Origin of the sequence: Pantoea hericii (genome assembly GCF_014155795.1) — a bacterium.
Taxonomy (GTDB): domain Bacteria; phylum Pseudomonadota; class Gammaproteobacteria; order Enterobacterales; family Enterobacteriaceae; genus Pantoea; species Pantoea eucalypti.
Genome location: NZ_SCKV01000007.1, coordinates 217,935 through 240,294, shown reverse-complemented (window position 1 = coordinate 240,294; position 22,360 = coordinate 217,935). Strand labels below are relative to the sequence as shown.

18 protein-coding genes are annotated in these 22,360 nt (G+C 55.3%); 10 read left to right on the top strand and 8 right to left on the bottom strand.

Going from position 1 to position 22,360, the window contains the following annotated elements; translation table 11 throughout:
* Positions 1-260 precede the first annotated feature (260 nt).
* Positions 261-1,661 carry a multidrug transporter subunit MdtD gene (gene mdtD, locus H7K52_RS16510; protein WP_003849472.1) on the top strand — a complete coding sequence of 467 codons (1,401 nt, stop codon included), beginning with the start codon at positions 261-263 and terminating at the stop codon, positions 1,659-1,661.
* Here mdtD and rbsR read toward each other — a convergent pair.
* The 7 genes from rbsR to H7K52_RS16475 all read right to left on the bottom strand — a co-directional run bounded on the left by rbsR (position 1,658) and on the right by H7K52_RS16475 (position 8,041).
* Entirely contained in the window at positions 1,658-2,641 is a 984-nt protein-coding gene (gene rbsR, locus H7K52_RS16505; RefSeq protein ID WP_003849474.1) for a ribose operon transcriptional repressor RbsR, read from the bottom strand. The two genes, mdtD and rbsR, sit on opposite strands and share 4 nt — an antisense overlap.
* Positions 2,642-2,654: 13 nt before the next feature.
* Positions 2,655-3,584: a ribokinase gene (gene rbsK, locus H7K52_RS16500; protein ID WP_154926856.1), complete on the bottom strand. Its 930-nt coding sequence runs from the start codon at positions 3,582-3,584 to the stop codon at positions 2,655-2,657.
* Positions 3,585-3,646: 62 nt separating this feature from the next.
* Complete coding sequence (rbsB, locus tag H7K52_RS16495) at positions 3,647-4,522, bottom strand: ribose ABC transporter substrate-binding protein RbsB (protein WP_003849477.1); 876 nt, start codon at positions 4,520-4,522, stop codon at positions 3,647-3,649.
* A 25-nt stretch (positions 4,523-4,547) separates the two neighbouring features.
* The gene (rbsC, locus tag H7K52_RS16490) at positions 4,548-5,519 is read right to left on the bottom strand and encodes a ribose ABC transporter permease (protein WP_013359547.1); all 972 of its coding nucleotides are present in this window, start codon (positions 5,517-5,519) and stop codon (positions 4,548-4,550) included.
* Positions 5,516-7,024 (bottom strand): ribose ABC transporter ATP-binding protein RbsA, encoded by a 1,509-nt coding sequence (rbsA, locus tag H7K52_RS16485; RefSeq protein ID WP_003849481.1) that lies wholly within the window; start codon positions 7,022-7,024, stop codon positions 5,516-5,518. The genes rbsC and rbsA overlap by 4 nt, the downstream gene beginning before the upstream one ends.
* Before the next feature lie 7 nt (positions 7,025-7,031).
* Positions 7,032-7,451, bottom strand: coding sequence for a D-ribose pyranase (gene rbsD / locus H7K52_RS16480; RefSeq protein WP_003849483.1), 420 nt, complete (start codon positions 7,449-7,451; stop codon positions 7,032-7,034).
* 182 nt (positions 7,452-7,633) lie between these two features.
* Positions 7,634-8,041, bottom strand: coding sequence for a YgiW/YdeI family stress tolerance OB fold protein (locus H7K52_RS16475; RefSeq protein ID WP_003849484.1), 408 nt, complete (start codon positions 8,039-8,041; stop codon positions 7,634-7,636).
* Positions 8,042-8,202: 161 nt separating this feature from the next.
* Here H7K52_RS16475 and qseB point away from each other — a divergent pair, with 161 nt between their 5' ends.
* Together qseB and qseC are read left to right on the top strand one after the other, a co-directional pair.
* The gene (gene qseB, locus H7K52_RS16470) at positions 8,203-8,874 is read left to right on the top strand and encodes a quorum sensing response regulator transcription factor QseB (RefSeq protein WP_003849485.1); all 672 of its coding nucleotides are present in this window, start codon (positions 8,203-8,205) and stop codon (positions 8,872-8,874) included.
* Entirely contained in the window at positions 8,862-10,217 is a 1,356-nt protein-coding gene (qseC, locus tag H7K52_RS16465; protein WP_082040824.1) for a quorum sensing histidine kinase QseC, read from the top strand. The genes qseB and qseC overlap by 13 nt, the downstream gene beginning before the upstream one ends.
* Positions 10,218-10,232: 15 nt before the next feature.
* On the opposite strand, the gene kup is transcribed toward qseC, so the two are convergent.
* Positions 10,233-12,101, bottom strand: a complete 1,869-nt coding sequence (kup, locus tag H7K52_RS16460; protein ID WP_003849489.1) for a low affinity potassium transporter Kup — start codon at positions 12,099-12,101, stop codon at positions 10,233-10,235.
* A gap of 291 nt (positions 12,102-12,392) precedes the next feature.
* Between kup and ravA the strand changes: the two genes are divergently transcribed.
* The 7 genes from ravA to rsmG all read left to right on the top strand — a co-directional run bounded on the left by ravA (position 12,393) and on the right by rsmG (position 21,703).
* On the top strand, positions 12,393-13,889 hold the full coding sequence (gene ravA / locus H7K52_RS16455) for an ATPase RavA (protein WP_033743354.1): 1,497 nt from the start codon (positions 12,393-12,395) through the stop codon (positions 13,887-13,889).
* Positions 13,886-15,346, top strand: a complete 1,461-nt coding sequence (gene viaA / locus H7K52_RS16450; protein WP_008926370.1) for an ATPase RavA stimulator ViaA — start codon at positions 13,886-13,888, stop codon at positions 15,344-15,346. The genes ravA and viaA overlap by 4 nt, the downstream gene beginning before the upstream one ends.
* A 71-nt stretch (positions 15,347-15,417) precedes the next feature.
* Complete coding sequence (ovoA, locus tag H7K52_RS16445) at positions 15,418-17,556, top strand: 5-histidylcysteine sulfoxide synthase (RefSeq protein ID WP_182630233.1); 2,139 nt, start codon at positions 15,418-15,420, stop codon at positions 17,554-17,556.
* A gap of 103 nt (positions 17,557-17,659) precedes the next feature.
* Positions 17,660-18,121 carry a transcriptional regulator AsnC gene (gene asnC / locus H7K52_RS16440; RefSeq protein WP_003849496.1) on the top strand — a complete coding sequence of 154 codons (462 nt, stop codon included), beginning with the start codon at positions 17,660-17,662 and terminating at the stop codon, positions 18,119-18,121.
* 154 nt (positions 18,122-18,275) lie between these two features.
* Positions 18,276-18,716, top strand: coding sequence for an FMN-binding protein MioC (mioC, locus tag H7K52_RS16435; protein ID WP_008926372.1), 441 nt, complete (start codon positions 18,276-18,278; stop codon positions 18,714-18,716).
* A gap of 432 nt (positions 18,717-19,148) precedes the next feature.
* Positions 19,149-21,038: a tRNA uridine-5-carboxymethylaminomethyl(34) synthesis enzyme MnmG gene (gene mnmG, locus H7K52_RS16430; protein ID WP_182630232.1), complete on the top strand. Its 1,890-nt coding sequence runs from the start codon at positions 19,149-19,151 to the stop codon at positions 21,036-21,038.
* 47 nt (positions 21,039-21,085) lie between these two features.
* Positions 21,086-21,703 (top strand): 16S rRNA (guanine(527)-N(7))-methyltransferase RsmG, encoded by a 618-nt coding sequence (rsmG, locus tag H7K52_RS16425; protein WP_003849501.1) that lies wholly within the window; start codon positions 21,086-21,088, stop codon positions 21,701-21,703.
* Positions 21,704-22,360 lie beyond the last annotated feature (657 nt).

The following is a 22,360-nucleotide window of genomic DNA, read 5'->3' as shown; positions in this document are numbered from 1 at the left end:
TGCCTCTCAACCCGCTTCCCGTTGCCGGTGTTCCGTGTCGATGGAGGCGCATTATAGGGAGTTTCCTCAGGCTGACAAGTGTTTCTTCGAATTAATTTACTGAGCGCCTCTTTTTTAAACGAACGGCTTAAAAAGAGACGTTTCATGGCCGAATAACGCACAAAAGTGGCAACGAAACGTTGTAAAGAGACCTGCCGTTGCCGATTGCGGGTGCTATTATTTTGCTTCTTCTCGCAGGATAACCCCAGGAAGGACACTCAATGATAAAATCCGCGCGCAGCATGGCTGGTTTGCCATGGATAGCTGCTATGGCCTTTTTCATGCAGTCACTCGACGCCACCATACTGAACACTGCCCTGCCCGCTATCGCCACCAGCCTCGACCGTTCTCCCCTTGCCATGCAATCCGCCGTCATCAGTTACACCCTGACTGTCGCTATGCTGATTCCGGTCAGCGGCTGGCTCGCCGATCGCTTCGGCACGCGCAAAGTGTTTATTGTGGCGGTATCGCTGTTCACCCTTGGCTCACTGGCTTGTGCACTCTCACCGACGCTTTCGGTGCTGGTCATGTCGCGCATCGTACAGGGCGTCGGTGGCGCAATGATGATGCCGGTTGCGCGACTGGCACTGTTACGTGCCTATCCGCGCAGTGAACTGCTGCCGGTACTCAACTTTGTGACCATGCCAGGTTTAGTCGGGCCGATACTGGGCCCGATGCTGGGTGGCGTACTCGTCACTTACGCCACCTGGCACTGGATCTTCCTGATTAATATTCCGATTGGCATTCTCGGCATTATCTACGCACGCAAATATATGCCGGACTTCACCACACCTAAGCGCCGCTTCGACTTTTTCGGCTTCATATTATTCGGGGCTGGACTGGTGATGATCTCGATTGGGATTGAGCTGTTCGGTGAGCGGATTGTTTCTGCCTGGCTGGCCGGTGGGATATTACTCAGCGGGATCGTGCTTTTACTCCTCTATATAGTGCATGCCCGAAATCACCCTTCACCGCTGATCAACCTGCCGATGTTTAAAACCCGGACCTTCTCAGTCGGCATCGTCGGCAACATTGCCTCTCGTCTCGGCACCGGCTGTGTGCCCTTTCTGATGCCGCTTATGTTACAGGTTGGATTTGGCTTTTCCGCGATCATTGCAGGCTGCATGATGGCGCCAACCGCCCTGGGTTCGATTCTGGCGAAGTCGACGGTGACACAACTCCTTCGCTGGCTGGGCTACCGCCGTCTGCTGGTCGGCATTACCGCCATTATTGGCATCCTGATCGCCAGCTTCTCCCTGCAGTCACCCGCTGAAAGTATCTTCGTACTATTGCTTCCACTGTTTATTCTCGGCATGGCGATGTCTACGCAATTCACCGCCATGAACACCATTACGCTGGCCGACCTGAATGATGATAACGCCAGCGGCGGAAATAGCGTGCTGGCAGTAACGCAGCAATTAGCGATCAGTTTTGGTGTGGCCGTCAGCGCTGCGGTGCTGCGCTTTTATCAGGAGTTTGAAACCAGCACCATTTCACAGTTCCATGCCACGTTTCTGACTATGGGTATCGTTACCGTACTTTCGGCGCTGACCTTTATGCTGCTGAAAAACGGGGATGGACGTAATCTGATCAGCAATCGTGACAAGAAGAAAAAGCGCTAAACCGACCCCCGCACCACCAGCTCCGGCGTCAGCACCAGCGTTTGCTGACTGGCGTCGGGATCGCTGAGACGATGAATTAAGGTGTCTATCGCCAGTTCACCCAGCGCATCTTTCGGCTGATGGATGGTACTCAGTGGTGGAGTGAGATAACGCGCCAGTTCAATATCGTCATATCCCATCACCGCCATCTGCTGCGGAATCCGCATCCCGGCCTGATAGAGCGCGTGATAAACGCCGACCGCCATTGCATCGTTGCTGGTAAAGACGGCTTCTGGCGGCGTTTCCAGCGCCAGCAGTTCGACCATCCCGTTGTAGCCCCCCTGAAATTCAAAATCACCATTCACCACATAGCCGGGCAGAATCTCCAGGCCACTCTTTGTCATGGCGTTGCGATAACCTTCCAGGCGCATACGCGCAGGCGTTTTATCCTGCGGACCGGCGATACAGGCTATACGGGTATAACCGCAGTCGATGAGATGCTGAGTAGCCAGTTCGCCGCCCAGCAGCGCGTTATCCTGAATAATGTCACCGCGGCCTTCAAAGGGTGCCCAGTCCATCATCACCGTAGGTATAGAAGGATAACGGTTCAGAATATCTGCCGAAGGCAGGTGACTTTCAGTGCACATCATCAGCAAACCATCGACACGCTTCTGCATCAGCGTTTCCAGGCTGCGATTCATTCGCTCCTCGTCACCCGCCGTGTTACAGAGAATCAGGCTATAGCCACGCTGATAGCAGCTCTCCTCCACACCGCGCACCACTTCGGCATAAAAGGGGTTACTACTGGTGGTCAGCAGCATACCGATGGTGTGGGTCTGATTAATTTTCAGACTGCGTGCCAGCGCAGAAGGGGCATAGTTGAGATGACGTATCGCCTGCTCAACTTTTTCGCGCACGCCATCACTGACAAAGCGATTGTTATTGATCACGTGCGAGACAGTTGAGGTAGAGACGCCCGCCAGGCGAGCAACATCTTTCATGGTGCTCAAATGCTTAGCCCTGCTGCTGCAAAAAATCATCGATCTCCGTGCGCCACGGCACGGAGGGCTGTGCACCCGCTCGCGTAACGGCAATAGCGGCGGCGGCATGGGCAAATCGCACCGCGTCGTACATTGGCTTCTGCTCCAGTCGCGCGGTAATAAAGGCACCGTTAAAGGTGTCACCCGCCGCGATGGTGTCGATAGCTTTAACACTGAAGCCTGCAATACGCTGACCTTCTCCCCGCTCGCTCAGCCAGACGCCGCGGCGACCAAGCGTAATCAGTACCGTGCCGATGCCTTTGGCATGCAGCACTTCCGCAGCGCGTGCCGCATCTTCATCGCTGTTGACTGCAATGCCGGTCAGGCTCTCGGCTTCGGTCTCATTCGGCGTAATAATATCGACTAATGCCAGCAGTTCATCTGAAAGAGAGGTAGCGGGAGCCGGATTGAGGATAACCTGCGTCTGATGCTGCCGGGCAAGCGTCGCAGCGGCCAGTACGCTTTCCAGTGGTGATTCCAGCTGCATTAATAGTGCATCAGCATCGGCGATGACATGCTGATGACGCGCCACGCAATCGGGTGTTAACGCCGCATTGGCACCAGAGTAAATGCCAATGTTGTTCTCACCGTCACCGTTGACGAAAATCATTGCCACACCGGTCGACTCGCCCTCGACCACCTCGACTGGCGTGGTATCAATATTGTCCTGCGTAAGCTGCTCACGAATACGTTTACCCATGTCGTCAGCGCCCACACAGGCGATAAATGCGATATCGGCACCGGCACGACCAGCGGCTACCGCCTGATTTGCACCTTTACCGCCAAACGCAATCTGATAATTCTGCCCGATCACCGTTTCACCGGGACGAGGAAAGTGCGCCAGATTAAGGATGTGGTCAGCGTTGATGCTGCCAAGAACGGCCAGTTTTGCGTTTTTGCTCATTAGGGGAGTCCGGAATAAGTGCGCCACCGGGAGGGTGGCGCGGTGCCCTGCATTTCTTTGAGTTATTGAGTGACCAGCTTCAGGTCGACCGGATTGACCGCCTGCACTTTTTCACCCTTCAGCACTTTATCAGCGGTATCCACGCCGATCATGCCAATTTTTTCTGGCATCTGTGCCACAGTCGCAGACAGTTTGCCAGCTTCTACGGCTTTAACGCCATCAGCCGTGCCGTCAAAACCCACCACGATCACACCCGTTTTTCCGGCGGTCTGCAGTGCACGCAGTGCACCCAGTGCCATTTCGTCGTTCTGCGCGAATACCGCCTGAACATCCGGGTGTGCCTGCAGCAGGTTCTGCATCACGTTCAGACCTTTAGTACGGTCAAAGTCAGCAGGCTGGCTGGCGAGGATCTGGAATTTATGCGCATCAGCGGCCTGTTTGAAGCCTTCGCCACGTTCACGGGCAGCAGATGTGCCGGCAATGCCCTGCAGTTCGATAATTTTGGCGTTTTCGCCCACTTTTTTGGCGATGAAGTCACCGGCCATTTTGCCGCCGAAGCGGTTGTCAGAAGCGACATGGCTGACAACGGTGCCCTGAGCTGCAACACGATCCAGGGTGATAACCGGAATCTTCGCCTGGTTAGCCATCTTCACGGCGTTACCCACGGCATCAGAGTCGGTCGGGTTGATCAGCAGCAGCTTCGTGCCGCGAACGGTCAGATCCTGCACATTCGCCAGCTCTTTCGCCGGGTTATTCTGTGAATCCAGCACCACCAGGTTGTAGCCCAGTTTATCGGCTTCTTTCTGTGCACCCTCTTTCAGCGAAACAAAGAACGGGTTGTTCAGGGTTGAGACCACCAGCGCGATGGTATCTTTTGCCATGGCGCTGGTACTGAGTGTGGCGCCGAGGATCATGGCCAGTGCGGTTAACTTTTTCATCTTGTTATCCTGTGTAAGGTCAGAGTTATTTACTGCTTTTATTATCCACCAGCACCGCCAGCAGGATGACCACCGCTTTAACGATCATCTGGTAGTACGAAGAGACGCCCATCAGGTTCAGGCCGTTGTTCAGGAAGCCAAGGATCAGCGCGCCAATCAGGGTGCCGAAAATACGGCCTTTACCGCCAGCCAGGCTGGTTCCGCCCAGCACGACCGCAGCAATTGCATCCAGCTCATAGCCGGTACCCGCTGTCGGCTGTGCTGATGAGAGACGCGCCACTTCAATGGTGCCCGCCAGCGCTGCCAGCATGCCGCTCAGTGAATAGACGATGATTTTGACGCGATTCACATTGATGCCGGAGAGACGCGTTGCCGCTTCGTTACCGCCAAGCGCATAGATGTAGCGACCCAGACGCGTGTGCTGCAGCATGTACCAGGCGGCGATAAAGACCAGCGCCATCAGCCAGACCGGCGCAGGGATACCCAGCGGGCGACCAATACCAAACCAGCCCAGCAGATCGGCATTGGCACTGAAACCGGTGTTAATCGGGCTGCCGTCGGTGTAGACCATGGTCACACCGCGCAGCAGCAGCATCATGACCAGCGTGGCGATAAAGGCCTGCACCTTACCGCGCGCCACAATAGTCCCGGTCAGGGCACCGATTGCCGCACCCAGAGCCAGCGAAGCCGCCACCGCGACCAGGGCGTTGACCTCCATGCCCACCAGCGATGCACCCACTGCGCCCGTCAGGGCCAGCAAAGAACCCACAGAGAGGTCAATGCCTGAGGTCAGGATCACCAGCGTCATCCCGACGGCCATAATGGCGTTAACCGAGGTCTGCTGCAGAATGTTGAACAGGTTCGCCACGGTAAAGAAGTTCGGACTCTGGCTGGCCACCACGGCGATCAGCACCATCAGCGCAATCAGTGACTTCTGTTCCAGCAGCCAGCTTTTGCTAAACCAGCGACGGCTGGCCGGTAAAGTTTGGGTCGTCATACCACTAAATCCTCGCTGTGTTGCTTGCCTACGGCGGCTGCCATCAGGCTTTCCTGAGTGGCCTCTTCTCGGGTAAATTCGCCGCTGATACGGCCTTCATGCATCACCAGAATCCGATCGCTCATGCCCAGCACTTCCGGCATTTCCGAGGAGACCAGGATGATGCTCAGCCCTTCGGCTTTAAACTGGTTAATCAGTTGGTAGATCTCTTTCTTCGCACCGACATCCACACCGCGTGTCGGTTCATCCAGAATCAGCACGTTGGGCCGGGTCATCAGACCGCGGGCAATCGCCACTTTCTGCTGGTTGCCGCCCGAAAGCAGGCCAATCGGCTGCTCCATAGACGGCGTTTTAACATTGAACAGACGGATAAAATCGCCCACCGCCAGCTGCTCTGCTGCATGTTTCAGCGTGCCGCTGCCGTGACTGAAATAGCGCAAGGCCGTCAGAGACATGTTCTCTTTTACTGACATGCCCAACACCAGGCCATCACGCTTACGATCTTCGGAGATATAGACGATGCCATTCGCCAGTCCATCCTGCGGAGAACGCGTCACGACTTCCCGGCCATTGAGCCACAGATTGCCTTCGCGACGCGGCAATGCGCCGTACAGCACCTTCATCAGTTCGGTACGCCCCGCACCCATCAGGCCAGAAACGCCGAGGATTTCACCTTTGCGCAGGCTGAAGCTGACGTTCTCTACACCTGGTCCGCTCACGTTCTCCACTTTCAGTCGCACATCGCCTGGCGCCTGATCGATATGAGGATATTGATCTTCCAGCTTACGTCCGACCATCATCTCGATGAGGCTCTCTTCGGTCAGCTCGCTGACCGGACGTTCAGCAATAAACTGGCCGTCGCGGAACACCGTGACGTCATCGCAGATCTCAAAGATCTCTTTCATGCGATGCGAGATATAGACGATGCCGCAGCCCTGCGCTTTCAGTTCGTTGATCACGCGGAATAGAGACAGCGTCTCGGTATCGGTCAGCGCATCGGTCGGTTCATCCATAATGATGACCTGTGATTCGAAGCTCAGGACTTTGGCGATTTCGACCATTTGCTGATCGCCAATCGACAGATCCCCGACCAGCTTGTGGCTGTTGAAGCGCAGATTAAGACGTTTAAGCAGCGCATCCGCTTCGGCATACATACGCGGCCACTGAATACGGCCAAAACGACCTACATATTCGCGACCGAGAAAGATATTCTCCGCCACGGTTAACTGAGGGATCAGGTTCAGTTCCTGATGGATGATGCCAATGCCCGCTTCCTGAGACGCTTTCGGTCCACTGAAACGGGTCTCTTTGCCGAGCCAGCGCAGCGTACCGGCATCATATTGATAGATCCCGGTCAGCACTTTCATCATGGTGGACTTGCCTGCGCCATTCTCGCCCACCAGCGCCATCACGCGTCCTGCCCGAACATTCAGCGATGCACCCTTGAGGGCTTTCACACCCGGAAAGGATTTTTCAATGCCGTCGAGTTGCAGTAAAGGTTGCATAGCGGCCTCAGAAGGTCACACCGGCGCTGAGGATGACATTCGCAAACGGAGAACACTCTCCGCTGCGAATGACCGCCTGACTACGCTGCGTTTGTTGTTTGAATTGTTCATGACTGGTGTAGCTGATGGTGATGATATTCCCCTGGTGCTGTTGCAAGGCTTCGAGCACAGCGACAAGCGCACTATGAAGTTGCGGATTATGCTGCTTAATCTCTTCCGCGATCAGGGCGCTCTCTACCTGCATCTCCAGTGCGACAGCATTCACCACCTGCATAAAATCGGGCGTACCCGGCGTGAGCGCTAAGTCGATACGCTGCGGTCCTGCCGGAATCGGCAAGCCTGCATCGGCAATCGTCAGCGTATCCGTGTGTCCCAGGCGGGCAATCACATGAGAGAGTTCAGCGTTTAACAAGCGACCTTTTTTCATCTTTTCACTCCACAGCGAAACGTTTCGCTGATGGGAGTGTATGAAAAGGCGCCATCAACTCAACGGGCAAAGAAGAAATCTGTGATCGCCATCGAAACGTTTCGCTCACGCGAGGGGAAATTTGCATTAAGGCGGGGAACGGGCAGAAAAAAGGGCCGCAAATGCGACCCTGAAGCAAAAGATTAAGGCAGCTTTTTAACCTGCTTAACGTCCATCTCAATGCTGTTGAAATCTTTATCCAGTTCGCCCGTGAGCTCTACGTTATCTTTGGGCGTGATTGTCTGGCCGTTCCAGTGCTTGTGGTCGATTTCGACTTTCATGGTGCCGGTCTGGTCGCGGAACAGATAATCTTCTTTGCCGGTCTGTTTCTCCAGTTTGCCGCGCACGGTGATCCAGCTGTCATCTTTCATCTCTTCAGCCTGCTTCACGGTCACCACACTGGTGTGGTCTGCACTAAAGCCACCCTGTCCGGCTGCTGACTGTGTCTGCGTGGCTGGCGCGCTGGGATCAACAAATCCGCCCTGCTGCGCAGCGAAAACCGGGGCGGAAGCCAGCATAACGACGGCCAGAATTGCAGCATGCTTTTTCATGGTGTACCTCTTTTCAGTGGTGTTTTCGGTTTGAATACGCCCAGTTGACCACAGAGTTCTTAACAGCTTCTTAAGCGTTAAAAATAAGCGATTTTCGCCGAAATCAGCTGTACACCAGGGAAGTTGCTTCGTATAAAGCGCTATCGGAACAGGGAGACGTGATGCGTATTTTACTGATTGAAGACGATCGCTTAATTGGCGACGGTATCAAAGCGGGGCTAAGTAAGCTGGGCTTTAGCGTTGACTGGTTTATGTCTGGTGAGTCCGGCTTTAACGCGCTGGAGGCCGCACCCTGGGATGCGGTGATTCTGGATCTTTCACTGCCCGAGCGGGATGGACTCGATATCCTGCGGGAGTGGCGACAGCAGGGCAACGATGTGCCGGTACTGATACTGACCGCCCGCGATGCGCTCGATCAGCGGGTCAAAGGCCTGCAGCTGGGCGCTGATGACTATCTATGCAAGCCTTTTGCCTTAACCGAAGTGGCCGCTCGCTTACAGGCGCTGATCCGCCGCCGTCACGGCCAGCTGCAGCCCGAACTCCGTCACGGTAACGTGGTGCTGATCCCCGGCAGCCACAGTGTGATGCGCGAGGGTGAGACGATTGCGTTGAAAAGTCGTGAACTGGCGCTGCTGGAACTCTTTATGCGCAATCCAGGCCGGGTGCTGACGCGTAGCCAGCTGGAAGAGAAGCTCTACAGCTGGGACGCCGACGTCTCCAGCAATGCGGTGGAAGTGCATATCCATCATCTGCGTAAAAAGCTGGGCAGCACATTTATCCGCACGTTGCATGGCGTCGGTTATACGCTGGGGGCCGCCGAATGCGATCAATGAGTCTGTTTCTGCGGCTGGGCATCGGTTTTGTGCTGCTGCTCGGCCTCTGCTGGGCCAGTGCCAGCCTGAGTGCCTGGCATCAGACGCGTGAAACCCTGGATGAGCTCTTTGATACCCAGCAGATGCTGCTGGCTAAGCGTCTGCTGACGCTGGATTTCTCCTCGCTGGACAATACCACACTGCCCAGAACCAAAGAGATGCTGCGCCACCATCGTGGCGAACAGGATGATGATGCACTGGCCTTTGCTGTCTTCACGCGTGACGGCAGGCAGGTGATGAATGATGGCGACAACGGCCGTTATCTGCCGTTTGAGGCGGAGCATCAGGGATTTCATGAAGGGCAGCTCACCAATGACGACGATAGCTGGCGATTTGTCTGGCTGACCACGCCTGATAAGCAGTTCCGGGTGGTGGTGGGCCAGGAGTCGGAATACCGCGATGACATGACGCGGGATCTGATGAAGGCCAGCATGTTGCCCTGGCTAATCGCGCTGCCTTTAATGTTGCTTCTGCTTATCGGTCTGGTCTGGTCTGAACTGCGGCCGCTGAAGACGCTGGCAAAACAACTGGCGCAGCGTTCGGCCGATGATGATACGCCGCTAGAGGCAGACCGCGTGCCAAAAGAGGTGCAACCGCTGATGGTCGCGCTCAATGGTCTGTTCAGCCGCATTAGCGCCATGATGCAGCGTGAACGCCGCTTTACCTCCGATGCCGCGCATGAACTGCGCAGTCCGCTGGCCGCGCTGCAGGTGCAAAGCGAAGTGATCCAGCTGACTGCAGATGACGAAGTCATGCGAACCCATGCGCTGCAGCAGCTGGATGCCGGGATTGTCCGCGCAACGCGGCTGGTGGATCAGTTGCTGACGCTCTCGCGGGTTGAAGCCGATGATGTGCGCAGCGCCTTCGAACCTGTGTCGCTGAAACGCACGGTGCAGGAGACGCTCGCCGCACAGCTGCCTCTGGCGGACAAAAACGGTGTGACGCTGCGCCTTCTCGCAGAGGCCGATCCGCTGATTCAGGGGCATCCGCTGTTACTGTCACTGCTGGTGCGGAATCTGCTGGATAACGCCATTCGCTACACGCCAGCAGGCAGTGAAGTTGATGTGCGGTTGCAGGCAAACAGCCTGTCGGTGGAGGATAATGGCGAGGGTCTGAGTGCAGCGGATCTGCAACGGCTCGGAGAACGTTTCTGGCGACCGCCGGGCCAGGAGAAGAGTGGTAGCGGGCTGGGATTGTCGATAGTCCGCAACATTGCCCAGTTGCACGGAATGCAGGTCACCTTCAGCCAGCGATCCGGCGGCGGATTATGCGTCACGCTGCGCTGGTCAGCGCCCGCCCCGTAAGGCGGACGCTGCAGATCAAATCTCGACCTGAGTGCCCAGCTCGATCACCCGGTTTGGGGGGATCTCAAACTGGTCTGGCGCACGGAGCGCATTGCGCTGCAGCGCCAGGAAGAGTTTGCCGCGCAGGCGCAGATACCACGGACGTTTGCCGATAATCAGCGATTCATGTGACATGAAGAACGACGTCTCCATCATGCGGCAGTTAAGACCTTCCAGACCGCAGCGGTGGAAAATCTCCTCGACGTTTGGCGTTTCGCGCCAGCCGTAGCTCGCCACCACGCGCCAGAAAGTCGGCGACAGCTGCTCAATAGTGACGCGACGCACGTTGTGCACGTAAGGCGCATCTTCAGTTCGCAACGTCAGCAGCACCACCCGCTCATGCAACACTTTGTTATGCTTGAGGTTATGCAGCATGGCAAACGGAATCACATTCAGTGCACGTGACATATAGACCGCCGTGCCCGGTACGCGAACCGGCGGCGATTTCTCCAGTGACGCGATCATTGCCTCCAGGGAGTTGCCATGTTCGTGCATACGGCGCAGCAGGCGGAAACGCTCGCTTTTCCACGTCGTCATAATGATAAACATCACCAGGCCGAGACAGAGCGGCAACCAGCCACCGGAGAAGATTTTCACCAGGTTGGCGGTAAACAGCGGCACGTCAATGCAGAGCATCAATACCAGGATGACGGCAACCGCCAGCTTGTTCCAGTGCCAGTTTTTAACCGCCACGGTGCAGGAGAGCATCGCCGTCAGCACCATGGTGCCAGTCACCGCAATACCGTAGGCGGCAGCCAGATTACTTGAATGCTCAAAGCTGATAATCACAATCAGCACCGCGAAATAGAGCACCCAGTTGATTACCGGAATATAAATCTGACCCGATTCACGCTCAGAGGTGTGGATGATGCGCATACCTGGCAGATAGCCCAGTCGCACCGCCTGACGCGTCAGCGAGAAGACACCAGAGATCACCGCCTGCGAGGCGATAACGGTGGCCAGGGTCGCCAGAATCAGCATCGGGATCAGCGCCCATTCCGGCGCCAGCAGGAAGAAGGGGTTTTTAATCGCTTTAGGGTCGCTGAGTAACAGCGCACCCTGACCAAAATAGTTCAGTGCCAGCGACGGCAGTACCACCGAGAACCAGGCCAGTCGAATCGGCACTTTACCGAAGTGCCCCATATCGGCATAGAGCGCTTCAACCCCGGTAATCGCCAGCACCACCGCGCCAAGCGCGAAGAATGAGACAGATTTATAGTGCACGAAGAATTCGACCGCATAAGCGGGATTCAGCGCATGCAGCACTTCCGGATTTTTCATGATGCCGCTGACCCCAAGGATCGCCAGCACAAGGAACCAGACCAGCATCACCGGCGCGAAGAGTTTGCCCACCATGCCGGTGCCATGTTTCTGAATCGCAAACAGCAGCGTCAGCACCGCAATCGACATCGGCACGATAAAAGGATCCAGCGACGGCGCGGCAATCTCCAGGCCTTCAATAGCGGACATCACCGAAATGGCTGGCGTGATCACCACTTCCCCATAGAAGAAGCTGCCTCCAATCAGGCCCATGATCACCAGTACTGCCGTGGCCCGCGCACCGGTATGGCGTCCAGCCAGCGACATCAGTGTCAGTATCCCGCCTTCACCGGCGTTGTCGGCACGCATCACATAGCTGATGTATTTCAGTGAGACCACCAGCACCAGAAGCCAGAAAATCAGCGACAGAAAGCCAAACACCGCTTCCCGCTCAACGCCGAAGCCAAACTGTCCGGAGAGACATTCACGCAAGGTATACAGCGGACTGGTGCCGATATCCCCGTAAACAACACCAATGGCGGCCAGCGTTAATCCGCGAAGTGACTGCTTATTATCCGAGCTCATAGAGTTATCTTTTGTTGGAGTCTAAGAGGCGCGAAAACCCCTCGCTCAGGCCATCAAAAAGCGCACAGTATGCACGGTTTAGCGAAAATTCCTATACCCGCTTCGCCTCGCTGGCAGGGTAACGGGGTCACTTCTGGCGATAAAGCGTTAATTAGCGTTGCTTTTAATCCAGGCAAACCTTCTGAAACAAAAAAGCTGACAGCTATCAACGCTTTCACGCATGATGATCTATAGAGTAAAGCGCTTGCTTAAGCGCGGCGGCCCGACGATCGTAAGGACAGTGAAGTGATTATGGCTCAACCCCATCTTTTGGCAGAAAGAATTTCTCGCCTCAGCAATGCGTTAGAAAAAGGATTGTATGAGCGGCATCACGCCATACGCCTTTGCCTGCTCGCGGCGCTGAGTGGTGAAAGCGTGTTCCTGCTGGGACCGCCAGGCATCGCCAAGAGCCTGATTGCCCGTCGCCTCAAATATGCCTTTCAGCACGCCCGCGCTTTTGAATATCTGATGACCCGTTTCTCCACACCGGAAGAGGTGTTTGGTCCGCTCTCCATTCAGGCGCTGAAAGATGAAGGGCGCTATCAGCGTCTGACCAAAGGGTATCTGCCCGACGCCGAGATTGTTTTTCTGGATGAGATCTGGAAAGCGGGGCCGGCGATTCTCAATACGCTGCTGACAGCTATTAATGAGCGCCGCTTCCGCAATGGCGACAGCGAAGAGACCATCCCGATGCGGCTGCTGGTCACCGCATCCAATGAACTGCCGGAAGCGGATAGCGGTCTTGAAGCGCTCTATGATCGGATGCTGATCCGCCTGTGGCTGGATAATGTGCATGAGAAACAGAACTTCCGCAGCATGCTGACGCACCAGCAGGATGAGCACACCAATCCGGTCGCGGAGTCCCTGCGCATCAGTGATGAAGAGTATGCACAGTGGCAGCTCGGCATCAGCCAGGTCAGTCTGCCCGATGCGGTGTTTGAGCTGATTTATCAGCTGCGTCAGCAGCTGGAGAGCCAGCCCGCCGCGCCTTACATTTCCGATCGTCGCTGGAAAAAAGCGATTCATCTGTTGCAGGCCAGCGCCTTCTATAGCGGTCGCAACACCATTGCACCGATAGACCTGATCCTGCTGAAAGATTGTCTCTGGCATGACGTGGCGTCCATGCAACTGCTGGAGCGCGAAATCGACCTGTTAATGACGCAGCACGCCTGGCAGCAGCAACCGATGCTGATGAAACTGCAGCAGATCAAAGCTCGCCGCATGGCCCTCCAGCAACAGCAGAGCATCGCGCAGGCAATCACCCTGGAAAAACACAGCGGCATGTTCAGCCGCAAACCCCATTACGATCTGCCAGAAAGCTTTACCGATGAGCAACTGACGCTGATGCTGCAAAAACCGCTGATGCTGCATGACATGCAGGTAAGTCATCTGGTGATCGCGCGTGATGCCCTGAATCAGTGGCTGCAAAAAGGCGGCGAGGTTCGCGGCAGGCTCAATGGGATTGGCTTTGCGCAGAGCCTGGATTTACACGTGGATGCACAGCATTGTCTGGCTATCCGTGATGTCAGCCTGCAATCGTCGCGCCTGACACTGCCAGGCGTCAGCAGCAGCGAGCCGCTGCCCGGTGAAATCACCGACGCGCTGGATGCACTGGAGAGTGAACTGCGGTCGCAGCGACATCAGTTCAGTCAGCATCAGCGCTGCCTGTTTATCAGTGATGACTGGCTGGCGCGGGTTGAAACCAGTCTGCAGGATGTGGCGGAACAGCTGAAACAGGCGCGTAAATGATCTCAGTGGAGACGCTCAGCACACTGCTCTCAGTGGGGGAAACCGAACTGATTGAAGAGCTGATCATTGCTCTGCTGGCGTCGCCCCAGCTTGCGCTGTTTTTTGAAAAGTTTCCCGGGCTGAAGAAAGCGCTGCTGCGCGATATACCGCGCTGGCGAGCCGAAATCACAGCCGATCTCAAAGCCACACCGGTTCCGGCCACGCTGGCCGAAGAGTTTCAGCTGTTCCAGCGGGTACAACTTCTCAGCGATCGTGACTTCAGCCACCAGCTGAATGCCACACTTCAGGCACTTGAAAGCCTGCCGTCCCCCTTTCTGGATGAAGCTAACCGGCTGCTGCAACATACCGATATCGCTCATCTCAGCAGCGCGCAGCACCAACTTTTTCTGCAGCGCTGGCGGCTGAGCCTGACCTTACAGACGCTGACGCTGAATCAGCAGTTGCTGGAACAGCAGCGCGAACGTCTGCTGGCGGAACTGCAGCAGCGCATGGCACTGAGCGGCCAGCTGGCACCGATTCTGGGCGACGATGATGAAGCTGCCGCGGGTCGGTTGTGGGACATGAGTAAAGCGTCACTGCAGCCTGGCGACTATCAGTTGATGCTGCAATATGGTGACTTTCTGGCTCAGCAGCCGGAGCTGCTGAAACTGGCCCAGCAGCTGGGTCGCAGCCGCGAGGCAAAATCGGTGCCGTCGCAGGATGCCCCGATGGAAGCTTTTCACCATCTGGTGCAGGAGCCTGCGTCCGTGCCGGAAGAGGTCAGCGGCATTCATCAGAGCGATGACGTACTGCGTCTGTTGCCGCCGGAGTTAGCGGCGCTGAGCATCAGCGAACTGGAGCTGGAATTTTATCGGCGGCTGGTCGAGAAACGACTGCTGACCTACAAGCTGCAGGGCGATGCCTGGCATGAAAAGGTGACGATGCGCCCGGCCAGCCACCAGCAACATGAAGAGCAGCCGCGCGGGCCATTCATCGTCTGTGTTGATACCTCCGGGTCGATGGGAGGCTTTAATGAGCGCTGTGCCAAAGCGTTTTGCCTGGCGCTACTGAAGGTCGCGCTGGCCGATCGCCGTCGCTGCTACATTATGCTGTTTGCTCATGAGGTGATTGGCTATGAGCTGACCGGAGATGATGGGCTGGAGCAGGCGATTCGCTTTCTCAGTCAGCGCTTTCGCGGCGGCACCGATCTGGCGGCCTGCCTCTCTTCTGTTGTTACCCGCATGGAAGGCGCACTGTGGCAGGAAGCTGATGCGGTGATCGTCTCCGATTTTATTGCCCAGCGTCTGCCGGAAGAGGTGATCGGGGCAATCAAAAAGCGTCAGCGACATAATCAGCAACGTTTTCACGCCGTGGCGATGTCGGCCCACGGAAAACCAGGCATTCTGCGCATCTTCGACCATATCTGGCGCTTCGATACCGGCATGAAAAGCCGTCTGCTGCGACACTGGCGCCGTTAAGTCATCTGACAGAAAAACTTCTTTGCTATAGTAAATTACCGTTTTAATTACTCAGCAATCTGGAGCTTCCTGTGACGCTTGCTCAACCTCACCGCGATTTGCCTGCACCGACGCGGACGTTATTGCTCTCCGGCCAGAATAGCGAACAAAAACGTGCCGAATTGCTGGCCTATTTTCATCAGACCTGGGAACAGTATGAAAGTCTGTTCACCTGTCTGGCCGATTCAAAGGCCTGGTTTACTAAAGCTATTCCCCTGCGCCATCCGTTGATCTTCTATTTTGGTCATACCGCCACCTTCTACATTAATAAGCTGATGGCCGGACGTCTTATTGATGCGCGTCTGGACGATCGCATCGAAGCGATGATGGCGATTGGTGTTGATGAGATGAGCTGGGATGATCTCAACGACAGCCACTATGACTGGCCGACCATTGAGGAAGTCCGTGCATACCGCGGACGCGTTAAAGCGCTGGTCAGCGATCTGATCCAGACCATGCCGATCACGCTGCCACTCAGCTGGGAGAGCCCGGCATGGGTGATCCTGATGGGGATTGAGCATGAGCGTATTCATCTGGAAACCTCCAGCGTGCTGATCCGCCAGCTACCCGTTGAGTGGGTCAGACCACAGGCCGCGTGGCCGGTATGTCCGATGGCACGCCACCAGCGCGAGGCTGTTCCGGCCAATACCCTGCTGCCGATGCCTGGTGGCACAATTACGCTGGGGAAAACCGACGACACCTACGGCTGGGATGTCGAGTATGGCCGCCAGCAGGTTACGCTGCAGCCGTTCCAGGCGAGCAAAATGCTGGTCAGCAACGCGGAATTTCTGGCGTTCGTTGAGGCTGGCGGTTATCAGGATGCCCGCTGGTGGGATGACGAAGGCTGGGGCTGGTGTCAGTTTGCCAAAGCAGAAATGCCCACCTTCTGGGTCGGCACGCCTGCGATGCCCGATCAGCTTAAACTGCGTCTGATGTGTGAAGAGGTCGCAATGCCATGGGACTGGCCTGCCGAGGTAAATCAGCTGGAAGCGGCGGCCTTCTGCCGCTGGAAAGCGAATCAGACCGGCATGAGTGTTCAGCTCCCCTGTGAAGCGGAGTGGGCTCAGCTACGCGAACAGGTCGCGGGCGATCAGCCAGACTGGGATCGGGCGCCGGGCAACATCAACCTGGCGTACTGGGCTTCCTCCTCGCCGGTCGACCTCTTCGCCCAGGGCGAGTTCTTCGATATCGTCGGTAACGTCTGGCAGTGGACGACCACACCGACCAATGGCTTTGAAGGCTTCAACGTTCACCCGCTGTACGATGATTTCTCTACTCCGACCTTTGATGGCAAACATTCGCTGATCAAAGGCGGCAGCTGGATCTCAACCGGCAACGAAGCGCTGAAATCAGCCCGCTATGCGTTCCGCCGCCACTTCTTCCAGCATGCCGGTTTCCGCTACGTGGTTTCCAGCCATCAGGAGACGATGGCGCCGAACCCGTATGAATCTGACGCGATGGTGTCGCAGTACCTCGACTTCCAGTATGGCCCGCGCTATTTCGGTGTGGACAACTATGCCGAAAGTCTGGTGAAGCTGGCGCTGGACTACACAACAGCACGTGGCGAAGCCCTTGATATCGGCTGTGCCACCGGACGCGCCAGTTTTGAGCTGGCTCGCCACTTTGAACGCGTCACCGGGATGGACTACTCGGCGCGCTTCATTGATGTGGCGCTGCAGCTGGCCAGCGGCGAAGACTTCCGTTATCTGCTGCCACAGGAAGGCGACCTGGTGGAGTATCGTCAGGTTCGCCTGAAAGATTTCGCACTGGAGAGCGAACTGGCGCAGCGGATTCAGTTTGTTCAGGGGGATGCCTGTAACCTCAAACCTCAGCCTGGCCGTTACGACCTGGTACTTGCCTCCAACCTGATTGATCGTCTGCGCCAGCCTGCGCGCTTCCTGCGTGATGTCACGCCGATGCTGCGTCAGGGCGGTATTCTGCTGCTCTCATCCCCTTATACCTGGCTGGAAGATTTCACACCGAAAGAGAACTGGCTGGGCGGTGTACGTGAGAACGGTGAGGCACTGACGACGCTGCAGGCGCTGCAACGTCTGCTGGCGGCCGACTTCGACCTGGTCGATGAACCACAGGACAAACCGTTTGTGATCCGTGAAACGGCCCGCAAGTTCCAGCATACGCTGGCGCAGGTCACTGTCTGGCGCAAACGCTAAGTGAACCGGCAGCGGCGCCCGTCGCTGCCGGGAGTTGCCTGAACCGTTATTTTGCTGCACATTCACCGTTGTTTACTTAAGCAGACCCATAACGAGGATGGCCATGGCCGAACATCTGCAGCTCGATAACCTGGATCGCGGCATTCTGAATGCCCTGCTGGATAATGCGCGCACCGCTTACGCCGAGCTGGCAAAACAGTTTAATGTCAGCCCGGGCACCATTCATGTGCGCGTGGAAAAAATGAAGCAGGCGGGCATCATCCTGGGAACACGGGTTGATATCGATCCGCGCCAGCTGGGGTTTGATGTCTGCTGCTTTATTGGCATTATCCTTAAGAGCGCGCGTGACTATCCGGCGGCGCTGAGCAAGCTGGATGCGCTGGATGAAGTGGTTGAAGCCTGGTACACCACCGGCCACTACAGCATTTTTATTAAAGTGATGTGCCGCTCAATTGACGCCCTGCAGCAGGTCCTGATCAATAAGATCCAGACCATCGATGAAATTCAGTCCACAGAAACGCTGATCTCCCTGCAAAACCCGATCATGCGCACCATCAAGCCCTGATCCTCTTTTCCTTGTGCATAATCTTATCCCTGACGAATGTGGCGGCTGACAACAGCTGCATTCGCTTCTTCTGATCTATTAACCCTGTTGTCCACAGGTGGATCACCGCTTGATCACAGCGTACAATGCTCGCCTTAATGTCCGGGAGAGCAAGATGGCCGATATTACCTTAATCAGTGGCAGTACTCTGGGTAGCGCAGAGTATGTGGCTGAACATCTCGAAGAAAAATTACAGGAAGCGGGCTTCTCAACCCAGATGCTGCATGGTCCGGCGCTGGATGAGGTGCCGCACGAGGGTATCTGGCTGGTGGTCTGCTCAACCCACGGTGCTGGTGATATTCCTGACAACCTTCTGCCCCTGTTCGAGGCCATCACGGAAAGCAAACCCGATCTCTCGCAGGTGCGGTTTGGTGCTGTCGGACTCGGCAATCATGAATATGATCTCTTTTGTGGCGCGATCCGCCAGATTACAGCGCTGTTAATTGCTCAGGGTGCCCGTCAGATCGGCGATCGCCTTGAGATCGACGTGCTGGAGCATGAGATTCCTGAAGATCCCGCAGAAGCCTGGCTGGAAAGCTGGAAAAACGAGATCTGAAGGGGGCTGGGGATCGCGAAATAGTCACGATCCCCAGTGGAAGATGCTGATTTTATCCTTTTTCCTCCTTTTATTTTGTGGATAACTACCCTGTTTTGTTGCGTATAACCGGTAGTTATCCAGATAACAACGGGAGAACGATTTTTGAGCTGTGGATAACAGTCCATTTTGATCCCAGCTTATACGGATCAGGATCACCGATCACTCACAGGTAGTGATCCTCTCTATCCTGTTGTTTCTGAGGTGCTTCTGACACATATCCACAGAAAAGCGGGATCCTAATAAGAGATCTAACAGAAAGATCATATACAGATCTAAGATCCTTTCTTTTAAAACCGGACGATCCCGCGGCTTTCACCCCAGACGGAATTTGAGTAGAATCCACGCCCCAGGACGACGATCCTGCAAGTTCATCAACCGAGGTACCACTTCATGTTTTATCAGGATCCTTTTGACGTCATCGTAATTGGTGGTGGTCATGCGGGCACCGAAGCCGCAATGGCGGCAGCCCGAATGGGTCAGCAAACCCTGTTACTCACCCATAACATTGATACGCTTGGACAAATGTCCTGTAACCCGGCGATTGGTGGTATTGGCAAAGGACATCTGGTGAAGGAAGTGGATGCCCTGGGTGGTCTGATGGCCAGCGCAATTGACCAGGCCGGTATCCAGTTTAGGATACTAAACGCCAGCAAAGGCCCGGCGGTACGGGCGACCCGTGCTCAGGCTGACCGCGTGCTCTATCGGCAGGCGGTGCGAACGGCACTGGAGAACCAGCCTAATCTGATGATCTTCCAGCAGGCGGTTGACGATCTCATCGTGGAAAACGATCGTGTGGTCGGTGCCGTCACGCAAATGGGACTGAAGTTCCGTGCCAAAACGGTGGTCCTCACCGTCGGTACTTTCCTTGATGGCAAAATTCATATCGGTCTGGACAATTACAGTGGCGGTCGCGCTGGCGATCCCCCGTCCATTCCGCTGGCAAAACGACTGCGTGCGCTGCCGCTGCGGGTAAACCGCCTCAAGACCGGTACGCCACCGCGTATCGATGCGCGCACCATCGATTTTTCAGTGCTTAGCCCGCAGCATGGCGATGACCCCATGCCGGTGTTCTCGTTCATGGGCAATGCGTCTCAGCATCCACAGCAGGTGCCTTGCTGGATCACGCACACCAATGAGAAAACCCATGAAGTGATCCGCAATAACCTGGATCGCAGCCCGATGTATGCCGGGATCATCGAGGGAATCGGCCCACGCTACTGCCCGTCGATCGAAGACAAAGTTATGCGTTTTGCCGATCGTAACTCGCATCAGATCTTCCTGGAGCCGGAAGGGCTGACCAGTAATGAGATCTACCCGAACGGTATCTCAACCAGTCTGCCGTTTGATGTACAAATTCAGATCGTCCGATCGATGCAGGGCATGGAGAATGCAAAGATCGTGCGTCCGGGGTATGCCATTGAGTATGACTTCTTCGATCCGCGCGATCTAAAACCGACGCTGGAGAGCAAGTTTATTCATGGCCTGTTCTTTGCCGGACAGATCAACGGCACGACCGGTTACGAAGAAGCGGCAGCGCAGGGGATGCTGGCGGGTCTGAACGCGGCTCGTCAGTCTGCTGACAAAGAGGGCTGGGCACCGCGTCGCGATCAGGCTTATCTGGGCGTACTGGTTGACGATCTCTGCACGCTTGGCACTAAAGAGCCGTACCGGATGTTTACCTCCCGTGCTGAATACCGTCTGATGCTGCGCGAAGACAACGCCGATCTGCGTCTGACCGAAACCGGCCGTGAACTGGGTCTGGTGGATGATGCGCGCTGGGCGCGTTTCAACGAGAAGCTGGAAGCGATTGAACAGGAGCGTCAGCGTCTGCGGGATATCTGGGTTCATCCAAAGTCTGAGCACGTGACCGAAGTGAACACGGTTCTCAGCGCGTCGCTGACCAAAGAAGCCAGCGGTGAAGATCTGCTGCGCCGTCCTGAGCTCACCTATCTGAAGCTGATGACACTGGATGCCTTTGGTCCGGCTCTGGCTGATGAGCAGGCCGCTGAGCAGGTTGAGATTCAGGTCAAATATGAAGGTTATATTGCGCGTCAGCAGGAAGAGATTGATCGCCAGCTGCGTAATGAGAACACACTGTTGCCAGTGGAGCTCGACTACCGCCATGTGAACGGGCTGTCGAATGAGGTGATCGCCAAACTGAACGATCACAAACCCGTGTCAATTGGTCAGGCGACACGTATCTCCGGCATAACACCGGCGGCGATCTCAATTCTGCTTATTTATCTGAAAAAACAGGGTCTGCTGCGTAAAAGCGCCTGATCTGAAACGGGGCGTGGCGACACGCCCCCGCTGAATGGAATTATGTTGTGATCAACACACTCACATCGCTGCTAAAGGCAGCCAGTATTTCCCTCTCCGATCAACAAAAACAGCAGCTGGTTGCCTATGTCGGCCTGCTGGATAAGTGGAACAAAGCCTACAATCTGACATCTGTGCGCGATCCTGAGCAGATGCTGGTCCGTCATATCCTCGATAGCATCGTGGTGGCACCGCATCTGAAAGGCTCACGTTTTATTGATGTGGGAACCGGTCCCGGACTGCCGGGTATTCCGCTGGCTATCGTAATGCCTGATGCGCACTTTACGCTGCTCGACAGTCTGGGCAAACGGGTGCGCTTTCTGCGTCAGGTTCAGCATGAGTTAGGACTCACTAACATTACTCCGGTCCAGAGTCGGGTTGAAGCGTTCCCGGCTGAGCCGCCTTTTGATGGCGTTATCAGCCGTGCATTTGCGTCACTGACCGATATGGTGAACTGGTGTCATCACCTGCCAGGAAGGGAAGGGCGCTTCTTCGCGCTTAAAGGCGTGCGTCCGGACGATGAAATTGCGGAATTACCGGCTGGCTATGTTTCTGATGACGTCATTAAGCTGCAGGTGCCGCAGCTGGAAGGTGACCGTCATCTGGTCATCATTCGTCATCAGTAGCCCTTCAGTTAGCAGGGGCTTTTATCAGGGTTCTGATGAAAAAAGTGCAGATAATGCGCTATCGATAAAAGATTTTGTTTAAGCCCTGGCGGAATGAAGGTTAAAAACAGCGACGGAAATTATCCGAAAAGCTCTGTTACATTTAACGATTGGTTCACATTTAATTATCAGAAATATCACTTGTATAGGTGGGCCGCGGAATAAAAGTAGTCACGCCAGAAAATATATCGCGGTAATAACTTTGCGTGCGTAATATCAATTTCACGTTTCTTAAGCATACTTCGATGTCAATAGCGTGTTTTTGATGAAAATAGACTTGCACACGCAATTTTATAATTTCAAGTCAATGATTTTTAAGGCTTAATCTTTTTTACAGATTGTTCTTAAATAGGTTGAAGATAAAACTCAGTGTAGTGTGAGTGCTTATTATGTGATCTAAAGCACGCTTTAAAAGCAAGTTGCGCGTGAAATTTCAGTCAGATTAGTGCGAATCTCCGCAGGGTAATCTTTGGAAAAATAGCCCTCCGGAAAGAAATTTAAATAATTGTTCACCTTTTCGCTACTTACCGATTGAAATCGCAGGTGCGGCCCGTATAATTTGCACGGCTTTTGCTGCTTGACTCAACTGCGCAAAGGCAGTCTTATACGACACGCGAC